This window comes from Corynebacterium sp. 212_CJEI (assembly GCF_001055915.1).
GTDB classification, from domain to species: Bacteria; Actinomycetota; Actinomycetes; order Mycobacteriales; family Mycobacteriaceae; genus Corynebacterium; species Corynebacterium jeikeium_D.
In genome coordinates this window covers 96281-108419 of the sequence record NZ_JVPT01000054.1, presented here as the reverse complement: position 1 = coordinate 108419, position 12139 = coordinate 96281, and the positions used below count along the sequence as shown (strand labels likewise).

The window sequence follows — 12139 nt, the reverse complement described above, 5'->3', positions numbered from 1 at the left end:
ATGCCTATGGGATTCCACCTCGTCCACACCAGCAGTGCACAGGCTCGCGCTCGCGGGCGGCGTCGTCGTGCTGCGCTCGCCGCTGGTGTCGTCGGGATGGTCTCTCTTTCCGGCTGCATGAGTGCCTCGAGCGCGCTTGAGTCACCGTTTACTGAAGACAAGTCGGAACCGACAGGCATTGCCATGCCGAAGTTTTCCTCCCCTGATTTGCCCTCTACCCCGGTCCCAACCACGGAAAGCAAAGCCAAAGACAAAGGTCCCTGCGACCTCGACGATGTCACTCTCGCGGCCTGCCTACCGCTTACCACCGCGCTAGCCTCAACCGGCCCTGGGGAGGCTCTCGTCGCCACCGACGACGGTGCACTCACCGTTGTCGCACCGGGTAAGACACCGCGTGAGGTCGCACGGCTCGGCGCCCCTGCAAAACAACTGCTGCCCAGTCCCTCGGTTGAAGAGGACCGTCAGGTCTTTGTTTTGCGTGACGACGACACCATCGCGCGCGTCACCCTCGTGGAGGGCAGCACCGCTGATGTGCGCGAACTTCCGGACCTCAGCGAGCCCGGCATTCTCGGTATCTATTTTGACCGAAATTCGGGCGCCCTGTCCCCGCGCAAATTGCTCGTGGGAGATCCAGGCATTGAGTTTCAGCAGTTCTGCCATGGTCCGGACGGAATGCCGCCGTTGGCAACCGCCATTCTCGACGGCACCCCACAGCTGGTTCAGCTCACCGGCCCTGTGATTAATCCCCTCGGCGGTGTGGACCTGAACGATTCCATCGGTGGATGCGCAGTGATGGGTGACCGCGTGGTCATTGCCATCCCAGACGCGCAGAAGGTCATCTCCATGCCGGTGGGTCCGAAGTCAAGTGGGCCCGACGCGGCGTGGGAGGTCAAGGGTTCCCCTGAAGTGCTTGTCGACGGCGACTTCGGCCACATCTCGTATGTAGCGGCTGTCGCAGCAAATCAGGGTATTGAAGTTTGGGGTGCCACGACAAACAAAACCGCCGGGGCACAACCGTCGGAGTCCGACGAGCGCGTCGTCAGACTGCCGAGCGATGGTGCCGCCGGCGGTTCCCCGGATTAGCTTTCAGGGAGGCTAGCTCAGCTTCTTCGCAATCAGCTGGTTGACCTGAGCCGGGTCTGCCTTGCCGCGGGTGGCCTTCATGACCTGCCCCACGATGGCACCGACGACCTTCTTGTTGCCAGCTCGGTACTTCTCGACGATGTCCGGGTTAGCAGCCAGTGCATCGTCGACGGCCTTCTCAATAGCACCGTCGTCGCGAACGACCTCCAGGCCACGGGCAGCAACGACCTCATCAACATCGCCCTCGCCTGCGAGCACGCCGTCGACGGCCTTACGGGCCAGCTTGTTGGTAAGCTTGCCCTCTTCAATCAGAGCAATCACGCGGGCGACCTGTGCCGGAGTAATTGCGAGCTCAGCCAGCTCCACTCCTGCCTCGTTGGCCTTCTGAGCGAGGTAAGCGACCCACCAGGAACGAGCCTCAGCTGGGCCGGCACCAGCCTCAACGGTGTCGACAATCAGGTCGAGTGCGCCGGCGTTAACCAGGTCGCGCATTTCCTCGTCCTTCAGACCCCACTCTTCCTGGATGCGAGCGCGGCGAACCCACGGCAGCTCCGGCAGAGTTGCGCGGATTTCCTCCACCCACTCACGCGGAGCGATAACCGGTGGCAAATCCGGGTCGTTGAAGTAGCGGTAGTCCGACTGCGACTCCTTCGGGCGACCCTTAGAAGTCGTACCGTCGGTCTCCTGGTAGTGGCGGGTTTCCTGAACGATCTCCTCGCCATTGGTAATCGCAGCAGCCTGGCGCTGCATCTCGTAGCGAACAGCCTGTTCAACCGACTTCAGGGAGTTGATGTTCTTAGTCTCGGTACGAGTACCGAACTCCTCCTGGCCAATTGGGCGCAGGGAAACGTTGGAGTCCACACGCATCGAGCCCTGGTCCATGCGGGCATCGGAGACACCGAGCGACTTCACCAGGTCACGCAGGGCAGAAACGTATGCACGAGCGACCTCTGGGGCTCGCTCCCCTGCACCGAGAATCGGCTTAGTCACAATCTCAATCAGCGGAATACCTGCGCGGTTGCAGTCCACCAGCGAACGCGTGGCGCCGTGAATACGACCATCGGCACCGCCCAGGTGCGTCAGCTTGCCGGTGTCTTCTTCCATGTGAGCGCGCTCGATTTCGACACGGAACTCCGTGCCGTCGTCAAGCTGAACGTCAAGATATCCGTCGTAGGCGATTGGCTCGTCGTACTGCGAAATCTGGTAGTTCTTCGGCTGGTCCGGGTAGAAGTAATTCTTGCGCGCGAAGCGGGAGGACTCAGCAATCTCGCAGTTCAGCGCGAGGCCAATCTTGATAGCCCACTCAACGCCCTGACGGTTAACCACGGGCAGCGCGCCCGGCAGGCCGAGGCTGCAGGGATCGACGTTGCTATTCGGCTCGGCACCAAAGTGCGCCGAGGAGGAGGAGAACATCTTGGTATTCGTCGAGAGCTCGACGTGAACCTCCATGCCCATTACCGGGTCAAAACGTTCGAGGACCTCATCAAAGTCCATCAAGTCATCAGCGTATGCAGCGGTCATGTTTGTAGAGTCTACTAGCGATGGCCCCGCGTGCGTGCCCTAGGGTATAAGTCGTGCCCGGAGTTAACGAACACCCACCGATTCCACCGACGTCAGCACGCGATACGCCAACGTTCCGCGATGCCGCTGACCGCCACCGCGCAAGCGCTACTTTCGACGACGACCTGCAGGAAAGCGCCGACGGCGCCTCGGGCTACCACCGCGTGCGCCCCGAATATCCTCCAACCGTCATCGAAGCGCTTACCCGCCTTGCACCGCGCCCACAGGTAGTCGCCGATATCGGCGCCGGCACTGGAAAGCTCACCGCCTCGCTTGCCGACGTCTACCGCGATGCCACCCTGCTGGCACTCGATCCCTCCACCGCGATGCGGCAAGCACTGATGCACAATGTGCCAGCGGCGGAATGCCTGGAAGGTACTGCGGAGCGCACGAGACTGGAGTCCGACAGCGTCGATGTAGCAACATGTGCGCAGACGTGGCACTGGGTGGACACGGCAGCTGCAAGTAAAGAATTTGCGCGGGTTTTACGCACCGATGGTGTGGCTATGTTGGTGTGGAACACCTTGGACGTCTCCGTACCGTGGGTGCATCGGCTCAGCCGCATCATGCACGCCGGTGACGTGTTGCGGCCCGGCTTCTACCCTGAAGTTGGTCCGGAGTTGGAGTTAGTCGATGAGGTACGCCTGGCCTGGGAGCAGACACTGACCATCGAGGACATCGTGTTGCTGGCACGGACCCGTTCCTATTGGCTTCGTTCCAAGCCCGCCACACGCGCCAAGGTGGAGGCGAACTTGCACTGGTATCTCCACGAGCACTTGGGGCACACATACGAAGAAGGCATCGCCCTTCCCTACCGGTGCGATGCCTTCTATTTTCGAGCTGCCTAGTCGCGCTAGTTACTTTTCTTTCTTCGGCTTAGGGTGAGCCACGCGCTTGAATGCATTCTTAGTCTGTCCGGCAAGCTTCTTCGGCGCAGTGGCTGTGGCCTCGCCTGGGAAGGAGTCCCTCGCGGTCTCGCGAGGATTGTCATCATCGGAGGCTTCCTCGATTTCGGAAAGTTTCTCCAGGCGCTCATTATCCTTTTCTACGATGCGCTCGGCGTCATCCTCGGTGAATTCAACATTATCGTCGCTGACCAGTTCCTCGACGATGTCGTCGCGGACGCTCTCCTGAAGATCGACGTTGGAAATGTTGGAGTTGGCCAAAGCGCGGTCGAGCTTCTTCTGATCGGCGGTGGTGAACTTCTTGTTCGGGTGCATCTTCCGGCGTGCGAGCTTCCGGATACGACCGCGGCGCTTCGACTCCTCCATCAGCTTGTTGCGTCCAGCCAGGTACGCACCACACAGAATCACGATAAGAGCGATACCGACGTAGCCAAGGGCCGGGTAGATGGAGCCAACCAGGGCCTTGAACCCAAAGAAACTTAGGCCAAAACCAATCAGCACCGTCACGATGAATACCAGGCGGAAACGCTGCGGAGTATTGCGTGTTAGGCGGCGGCCCAGCGCGTAGAACATGCCAATGGCCGTGTTGAAAATCATGGCGTAGATGATGATTGCCATCACGGTACCCAGGACCGGGTGGATGTCATTGACGATTGCCAGGGTCGGCATATCTTCGTGGCCAACATCCTTGACCTTGAAGAAGAGGGCAAAGGTCACCAGCGTCAGCAGACCTGCATAGATGCTCCCGCCCATGAGACCACCGATGCCAGCTTCACGCGGGTTCAGGTAGCTACCGCCGATGACAATCGACATCGATACGGCCACCATCACACAGAAACCGACATAGTTCAGGGCAGAAATAGACCAGTGTGGCAGCGATGTCGACAGTTCATTGGTGTACTGCGCGGCCTCCGACATCGACGTGTCGGTGGTGAACAAAGTGTAGATACCGGCTCCAAGCAGGAACACGATAATGAATGGAGTGATCATGCCAATCACGCGGCTGACCTTGTCGGCATCCAGCATGCCTACACCCAAAGTCAGGGCAACCATGATGACGGCGCCAATCCACACCTCAAGTCCGAACTGCTGGTTCAAGTTCGCACCGGCACCGGCGAACATGACGAAGCCGGTACAGAACAGCGTGATCATCACGGCGATATCCAAAATCTTCGAAACCCAACTGCGGGTGATTACGTCGAAGACCTCGGAGTGCTCATCAGCCTGCAAGTAGCTGGCAATTGACAGCACTGCCAGGCCACTGGCAATCATCACGACGGAGGCAAGTACCACGCCCCACAAGCCGTTAGTGCCAAATGCCACGAAGTACTGCATCATTTCCTGGCCGGATGCGAATCCGGCACCGACAGTTAGGCCGACAAAGGCCATCGCGATTGTTGTGGCTCTTTTCCACATAACGAGAAAATCCTAAATATAAGTCTATTTTTCAAAAACCGGAACCTTATAAAGCATACTGCCCGAGCTGGTGATTGATACACCAGCTCGGGCAGTATGCCTATTTTGTTACGAAGATGTGCCTAAATGTTTAGCAACGCGTGCTTAACCGACGCGTTTAACCAAACAGCGCAGCAGCTGCGCGGTAACGGCCATCCGGCACAACCTTCAACTCAGCAACCGCATCGTCGATGTCGATACGCTCGATGTTCTCACCGTGCAGAGCGACGATTTTGCCGAAGTCCCCCTCGTGTACTGCTCGGGTGGCGTGGACACCGTAGCGGGTAGCAAGCACGCGGTCGTACGCAGTCGGCGTACCGCCACGCTGAATGTGACCCAGCACCGTGGTGCGAACGTCGTACCCGGTGCGCTTCTTAATCTCCGCACCAATAACCTGACCAATGCCGTTGAAGGTTTGGTGGCCGAACTGGTCGACACCGCCCTCTTCGTACTCCATGGTGCCCGGCTTCGGGGTGGCGCCCTCAGCGACGACGATAATGCCGTACTTCTCACCCATCTGGAAACGGCGCTCCATCGACTTCACAATCTCGTTGATGTCGAATGGCTTTTCCGGAATGACAATGTGGTGAGCACCGCCGGCCATACCCGCATGCAAAGCGATCCAGCCCACGTGTCGACCCATGACCTCAACAATCATGACGCGCTGGTGGGATTCCGCAGTGGTGTGCAGACGGTCAACCGCGTCGGTGGCAACAGCCACAGCCGTGTCGAAACCGAAGGTGTAGTCCGTACCGTTGACGTCATTATCAATAGTCTTCGGAACACCGACGACCGGCACCCCATTGTCCGAAAGCCACTTGCCGGCCTTCAGCGTACCTTCGCCACCGATTGGGATCAGGGCATCGATGCCCGCATCAGAGAGATTTTCCTTGATGCGGTCGAGGTTAGACATGAGAATGTCCGGATGCACGCGGCCGGTGCCCAGCATCGTGCCGCCACGCAGCAGCATACGGTCAATCCGCTCATCGTCGTAAAGCTGGACCCTACGGTCTTCCATAAGACCAATCCAACCGTCCTCAAAACCGACGACGGTTGAGCCGTACTCGCTCGAGCTGGTACGGACAATTGCACGGATAACGGCATTCAGACCGGGACAATCTCCACCGGAGGTAAGGGTCGCAATTCGCATGATGCCCACCTTAGTCGCGTTAGTCAGTTCGTGCTTGACGGCCTTGGTCGAAACTACTTCTGCAGGTACTCCTGCCCTGGTAGCTCAGACGGTAGCTCCATCTTCGTCGTCACCTCCGACGCCGGCACAAGACCATATTCCTCGAGCGCCTTGCGCACGTACTCTGCGGCATCGACGTTCAGCGGAGACTCCGTCCACAATGCAATCGGCAGGTTAATAAAGCGGTTCTCCTTGACCGCCTCGAGATCCTTCGTTGCCGGATTCGTGCGCAAAACCTTGATTTTCTCTTCGAAGGTCTGACCTGGGTAGTCCACAAGCGCGATGAAGTCAGGATTCATCTCCGCGACATGCTCCCAGGAGGTCGTAGTCCAAGTGTCCTTAATCGACTCGGTCGCATTGATTGCACCGGCCTTTTCCAGGATGCCCTGCGGTGCGCCAAAGGAACCCGAGGTAAATGGTGCTTCACCGACAGAATCAAAGAGGAAGCCCACTGGCTTCTTATCTCCCTTTGGCGCGGCATCCAGGGCTTGCAGTCGGTTATCAATATCTGCAATAACCTTGTCGCCCTCACCGTCGTGTCCGGTCAAGGTAGCGATATTCTTCAAATCAATTTTGACAGCTTCCCACGGATCCACCAGACCACGAGTATGCCCCGGGTCGCCACTGCCTTCCTTGCCCGCCGAGGCTGCGTCACCAGTACGGCAAGATTCCGTCAGGGTGTAGGCACCGATACCGTGCTCGGAAAGCGATTCCGGGGTAATGCCCTTGTCTTCACTAAAGCCATAGCCCCAGCCCGCCAGCATCACATCCGGTTCGGCCGCAATGACCTGCTCCAGATTCGGGTATTCCTTCGCAACTTCTGGCTTCTGCGCAATTGCATCGCCATAAGCTGCGGTCAACACCGGCAGATGCGAGGCCATAGAGCTCACCGCTGTGATCTCATCCGCAGCACCGACAGCCAGCGCCAGCGAAGCAATATTGCCGTCATTAATCAGCAGCTTTTTAGCTACACCCGGGTAGCTGACTTCTTCACCGCAGTTGGTGAGGGTAAGGCCTGACGACGAGGCCTGCGTTCCCTCATCAGAGCCACAGGCGGCGGCTCCGAATGCCAGAGCAGCCACAGCGATACCAGCTGCTGAGGCACGAAGGGGACGTCGGAAAGCATGTGCGTTATTCAAGGGAGTACTCCTAGTTGATGGTGGCAGCATCCAGCTCGCTATCGATTGCGAGGTGGCGGCGGCCAGCGGGGGAATTGAGCTGACAGGATTCAACCTGAAAGATTTGGGCGACAAAGTCGCGGGTAAGCACTTCTGCGGGAATGCTGTCGGCCGCGATACCGCCGTCCGCGACCACGATGACGCGGTCGAAGTGGTTCATCACCAGGTCCAAGTCGTGGATCGCGGCAATGACACACGCTCCGCTGGAGCGGGCCAGACGGAGGACGGATTGTTGATGGCGCACGTCGAGGTGGTTAGTGGGCTCGTCGAGAAGCATGATTGGCGAGTCCTGGGCGATGGCACGCGCCAGACACACGCGACGACGTTGCCCACCCGAGAGTTGCCCACACAGGCGTTGCGCGACCGTTTCCAGACCTACGAGCTCCAGCGCACGGTCGACGTGGGAATTGTCCTCGGCAGTGTTGCCACCAAAAAGGCGCTGGTAGGGCAAGCGCCCCAGGGAGACAAAGTCGCGCACGCGCATTTCGGCGGGTGGAACCTCGTTTTGCGCGACGAAAGCCAAATCGCGGGCGCGGTGCTTCGAGCTGATTGAGCTCATCGATTTGCCGTTAATCTCGACCTCGCCCGTGGCCGGTTTCGTGATTCCACCGAGCGCACGCAGCAACGTGGATTTACCCGCGCCGTTAACACCAATGATGGCGGTCATGGGTTCTGCACCGAAGTTGAGGTTGACTCCGCTGACAATCGTGCGCCCAGCGATATCACAGCGCACATCTTTAGCGGCGAGTACAGATTTTTGTGGGGCGCTCATTTACTCAGCACCTCCGTAGCTGTAGTGCGAGCGGCTCATGAGGTAGAGGAAAAGTGGTGCGCCAACCAATCCCGTGACTACTCCCAGCGGCATTTCCTGGCTTCCGCCCACTACGCGCGCGATGATGTCCACCCAGATGAGAAACAGTCCACCCATGAGGGCAGCAACCGGTAGGACAACGCGGTGCGTGGCCCCTACCAAGATGCGGGTCAAGTGTGGAATCACCAGGCCGACAAACCCGATGCCGCCAGAGACCGCAACGAGCGTGCCAACGAGGACAGCCTGGAGCACAAATACCTGTGTGCGTAGCCGAGAAACATCAATACCTACGGCCGCTGCGGTGCTCTCACCAGTTGCCAGCGCATCCAGATGACGGGCTTTGACCAGGAAAAACAACAGTACTGCGATGAGGACAATGAGCGGGAAGAGCGTCTTCAGCCATGTCGCACCGGCAACAGAGCCCAGCATCCAAAACATCACGGACTGCGCGGCCCTCGGGTCTGGCCCAGCGAAGACCATGAAGCTACTCAGCGCGGAAAACGCAGCGGAGAGCACAACGCCGGAGAGCACCAAACGCAGCGGAGTCAGCCCACCGCCTGCAGTGGCGAAAGCACCGACCGCGAGGGTGGCCATTACTGCACCGAGGAGTGCACCGAATGTCAGCGGCGCGATGGGGCTACCGGAGAAAGCACCAAAGATAATCACCGCGGTCGCACCGGCACCGGCGCCGGCGGAAATACCTAGCAGATATGGGTCTGCCAACGGGTTACGGACCAATGTCTGCATAGCCACACCGGAGACAGCTAGCCCCGCCCCTACAATCGCTGCGAGAATTCCCCGGGGAGCGCGGAGATTCCAGACGATGGTGTCCGAACTGGCGGGCACAGATTCATCGAGCTCAGTGCCGAAGATGTGATGCGAAATGACCTGTGTCGTGGTGGACCAGGTGATATCCGCCGAGCCGAAGACCACCGCAGCGACCAGACTGACGGCAATGGCTATGACAATGACCAGCCCATAGATCCAAGGCATAAATCGTGGTGGGTTTTTAAATCTAACTCTCTCCATGTTTGCGTTCCTGCGCATGTATGAAACTCTCCCCGACACGACAACAACCGCCGCTCTCCCACTTCAGTGAGAAAACGACGGTTGCAGAAAACCGACTAAGGCTTATTGAACGCTTTTATGCAATCGAGCCGCGAACCTTTTCGTAGGCAGCGCCGACCTTGTACAGACGATCATCACCGTGGCGCGGAGCCATAATCTGCAGGCCTACCGGCAGGCCGGTGTCTTCAGCCAGGCCCGACGGCACGGACATGCCACACATGCCGGCCAGGTTGAGCGGCAGAGTACACAGGTCGAACATGTACATGCTCAGCGGGTCGTCAACCTTCTCGCCCAACTTAAACGCAGTGGTCGGAGTGGTCGGCGAGATCAGGACATCCACCTGTTCGAAGGCCCGCTCGAAGTCCTGCTGAATCAGGGTACGGACGCGCTGTGCCTGGATGTAGTAGGCGTCGTAGTAACCGACCGATAGCGCATAGGTACCGATGATGATGCGTCGCTTAACCTCATCGCCGAAACCAGCGGCACGGGTCATAGCCATGACCTCATCGGCCGAGTGCGAACCGTCATCACCAACACGCTGGCCGTAACGCATGCCGTCGAAACGAGCCAGGTTGGAGCTGACCTCACACGGCAGAATCAGGTAGTACGCGCTCAGTGCGTGGTCGAAGTTCGGGCAATCGACCTCGACCACCTCTGCGCCAGCTTCCTTAAGCTTGTCGACGGCCTCGTGGAAGCTGTCCAGTACGCCGGCCTGGTAACCCTCGGTGCGGTCGAACTGCTTGACGATGCCGACCTTAACCCCCGTGAGGTCACCGGTAGCACCTTCCTTGGCAGCAGCAACCACATCGGCAATCGGCTGCTCCGTGGAAGTCGAGTCATTCTCGTCGTGACCAGCAATGATTTCGTGCAGCAGCGCGGTGTCCAGAACGGTTCGCGCGGTCGGCCCACCCTGGTCCAACGAGGAGGCACAAGCGACCAGGCCGTAGCGGGATACCGTGCCATAGGTCGGCTTCACGCCGACCGTTGCGGTCAGAGCTGCTGGCTGACGAATCGAGCCACCGGTGTCAGTACCGATAGCCAGCGGAGCCATACCGGAAGCCAGCGCCGCGGAAGAGCCACCACCGGAACCGCCTGCGGTGCGCTCAACATCCCACGGGTTGTGAGTCGGGCCGTAAGCGGAGTTTTCAGTCGACGAGCCCATGGCGAACTCATCCATGTTGGTCTTACCCAGGATTGGGATGCCAGCTGCACGCAGCTTGGCAGTAACCGTTGCGTCGTAAGGGCTCATGTAGCCCTCGAGCATCTTGGAAGCACAGGTGGTCGGCGCATCGGTGGTAGTGAAGACATCCTTCAGTGCCAGCGGAACACCGGCCAGCGCGGAGGCCGGCTCCTCGCCAGCATCCAGCGACTCATCGACCTTGCGAGCTGCAGCCAGGGCCTCTTCGGCACCGACGTGCAGGAATGCGTGAATGTCCTCATCAATTGCCGCGATACGGTCGAGGAACGCCTGGGTGACCTCTACCGAGGTCAGCTCACGAGCGTGAATCTTCTGTGCGAGCTCGAAAGCGCTCAGCCCCAGAATCGGGTCCTCAGCAACAGCGGCATGCAGATTCGGGTTAGCTGCAGTCATTTCTTCCACGTACTCCTACTCGCCGAGAATCTGGGGAACTTCAAAGCGCTGGCGGTCCTGCGACGGCGCCTGGTCCAGCGCCTGCTCCGCAGTCAGCGTCGGCTTGACGACGTCCTCGCGCATCACACCGGACAGCGAAGAGGGGTGACTCATCGGTTCCACATCATCCGCAGCCACCTTTTGAACGGCCTGGACGTGGTTAATAATGCCGTCGATCTGACCGGCGAACTCGTCGAGTTCCGCGTCAGTCAGAGCCAGACGGGACAATCGCGCTAGGTGTGCGACCTCATCGCGTGAGATAGCTGGCACGCTAGTACCCCTTTCATTTCTTCGTACGAAGCTAGTGCACAGAAGTTTAGTTGAAACTGATTTTGAACCGCGCGAGCGGGCTGTACTTGCCAACAGTAGTCGTTATCGTTGAGTCGTTGTCCGCAGGGTCTTACATTTCAGAGGTTTACCCTGTAACCTAAATCACTACTTCTATAGTTACACCGCAAGAATCACTCTCAATTATTCGAAAGGTTGTACACACAGCCATGAGTTACCTCCTTCGCATCCAGCTTCCCGACGAACCAGGCGCACTTGGCTACGTCGCGGCTGCCCTGGGCGAAGTAGACGGTGATATTCGCAGTGTCGACGTCGTAGATTACGGCGCTAATGGCGTTGTTGTCGACGACATCGTGGTTGACCTTCCTATGGGCCTGCTCCCAGACACACTGATTACAGCGGCTCAGTCCATTAGCGGAGTGGAAGTCGATTCAATTAGACCTTTCTCCGGCTCGGTTGACCGCCGCGGACAGATTGCGCTGCTGGCCAAGTTCTCACAGCACACGAAGAACTTGGATCGTGCCCTCGGAGATGTCGTCGACGGCCTGCCTCAGACTATGACTGCCGGCTGGGCTATCGTCCTCGGCGAACAGAGCGATGGCCACTGGGTGCGTCGCGCTTCCTCTACCGCTGCTCCAGAGGATAACGGCCGGACTCTGCCGGAAGCCCCGATTGACTCGCCACGAAACCTGGATCCGGACGAAGAAACGTGGCTGCCGGAGGACTGGACGGTTATGGACTCCTCCATTGCCGCTACTCCAATGGGCGAGGGTCTGGTTCTCGTTATTGGCCGGCCCGGCGGGCCGGACTTCCTGCCAAGTGAGGTTGAGCACTTGGGACGGATTGGCACGATTGTCGGCGCGATTATCGACTAGCAGCGACTAGTGGGCTGCTCCCTTCTGTGGGCTGCTCCCTTCTGCTCGAAGCTCTTACCCTATGGCTCCTCCCCTATGGAGCGCAGTGATTCACGCT

General features: G+C 59.0%; 11 protein-coding genes. 3 read left to right on the top strand and 8 right to left on the bottom strand.

Features of this window, described 5'->3' with window-relative positions; all coding sequences use genetic code 11:
- Positions 1 to 6: 6 nt before the first annotated feature.
- On the top strand, positions 7 to 1083 hold the full coding sequence (locus tag ADB02_RS06515; RefSeq protein WP_241482421.1) for a glucose dehydrogenase: 1077 nt from the start codon (positions 7 to 9) through the stop codon (positions 1081 to 1083).
- Between the two features lie 12 nt (positions 1084 to 1095).
- On the opposite strand, the gene gatB is transcribed toward ADB02_RS06515, so the two are convergent.
- A complete protein-coding gene (gene gatB / locus ADB02_RS06510) occupies positions 1096 to 2604 on the bottom strand; it encodes an Asp-tRNA(Asn)/Glu-tRNA(Gln) amidotransferase subunit GatB (RefSeq protein ID WP_016422487.1) in 1509 nt (502 codons plus the stop codon).
- 53 nt (positions 2605 to 2657) lie between these two features.
- Here gatB and ADB02_RS06505 point away from each other — a divergent pair, with 53 nt between their 5' ends.
- Entirely contained in the window at positions 2658 to 3491 is an 834-nt protein-coding gene (locus ADB02_RS06505) for a class I SAM-dependent methyltransferase (protein WP_049190109.1), read from the top strand.
- 9 nt (positions 3492 to 3500) lie between these two features.
- Here the strand turns inward: ADB02_RS06505 and ADB02_RS06500 are convergent, their stop codons facing one another.
- The 7 genes from ADB02_RS06500 to gatC all read right to left on the bottom strand — a co-directional run bounded on the left by ADB02_RS06500 (position 3501) and on the right by gatC (position 11149).
- The gene (locus ADB02_RS06500) at positions 3501 to 4964 is read right to left on the bottom strand and encodes a membrane protein (RefSeq protein WP_049172094.1); all 1464 of its coding nucleotides are present in this window, start codon (positions 4962 to 4964) and stop codon (positions 3501 to 3503) included.
- 157 nt (positions 4965 to 5121) lie between these two features.
- Positions 5122 to 6153 (bottom strand): ATP-dependent 6-phosphofructokinase, encoded by a 1032-nt coding sequence (locus ADB02_RS06495; RefSeq protein ID WP_038628534.1) that lies wholly within the window; start codon positions 6151 to 6153, stop codon positions 5122 to 5124.
- A 53-nt stretch (positions 6154 to 6206) separates the two neighbouring features.
- The gene (locus tag ADB02_RS06490; RefSeq protein WP_049190108.1) at positions 6207 to 7331 is read right to left on the bottom strand and encodes an ABC transporter substrate-binding protein; all 1125 of its coding nucleotides are present in this window, start codon (positions 7329 to 7331) and stop codon (positions 6207 to 6209) included.
- A gap of 10 nt (positions 7332 to 7341) precedes the next feature.
- Entirely contained in the window at positions 7342 to 8142 is an 801-nt protein-coding gene (locus tag ADB02_RS06485; RefSeq protein ID WP_049190106.1) for an ABC transporter ATP-binding protein, read from the bottom strand.
- Positions 8143 to 9210: a FecCD family ABC transporter permease gene (locus ADB02_RS06480; protein WP_414630087.1), complete on the bottom strand. Its 1068-nt coding sequence runs from the start codon at positions 9208 to 9210 to the stop codon at positions 8143 to 8145.
- Between the two features lie 115 nt (positions 9211 to 9325).
- Positions 9326 to 10840, bottom strand: a complete 1515-nt coding sequence (gene gatA / locus ADB02_RS06475; protein WP_049181171.1) for an Asp-tRNA(Asn)/Glu-tRNA(Gln) amidotransferase subunit GatA — start codon at positions 10838 to 10840, stop codon at positions 9326 to 9328.
- Between the two features lie 15 nt (positions 10841 to 10855).
- Positions 10856 to 11149 carry an Asp-tRNA(Asn)/Glu-tRNA(Gln) amidotransferase subunit GatC gene (gene gatC, locus ADB02_RS06470; protein ID WP_005509328.1) on the bottom strand — a complete coding sequence of 98 codons (294 nt, stop codon included), beginning with the start codon at positions 11147 to 11149 and terminating at the stop codon, positions 10856 to 10858.
- A 227-nt stretch (positions 11150 to 11376) separates the two neighbouring features.
- Here gatC and ADB02_RS06465 point away from each other — a divergent pair, with 227 nt between their 5' ends.
- Positions 11377 to 12042, top strand: a complete 666-nt coding sequence (locus ADB02_RS06465; RefSeq protein WP_049190103.1) for an amino acid-binding ACT domain protein — start codon at positions 11377 to 11379, stop codon at positions 12040 to 12042.
- Positions 12043 to 12139 lie beyond the last annotated feature (97 nt).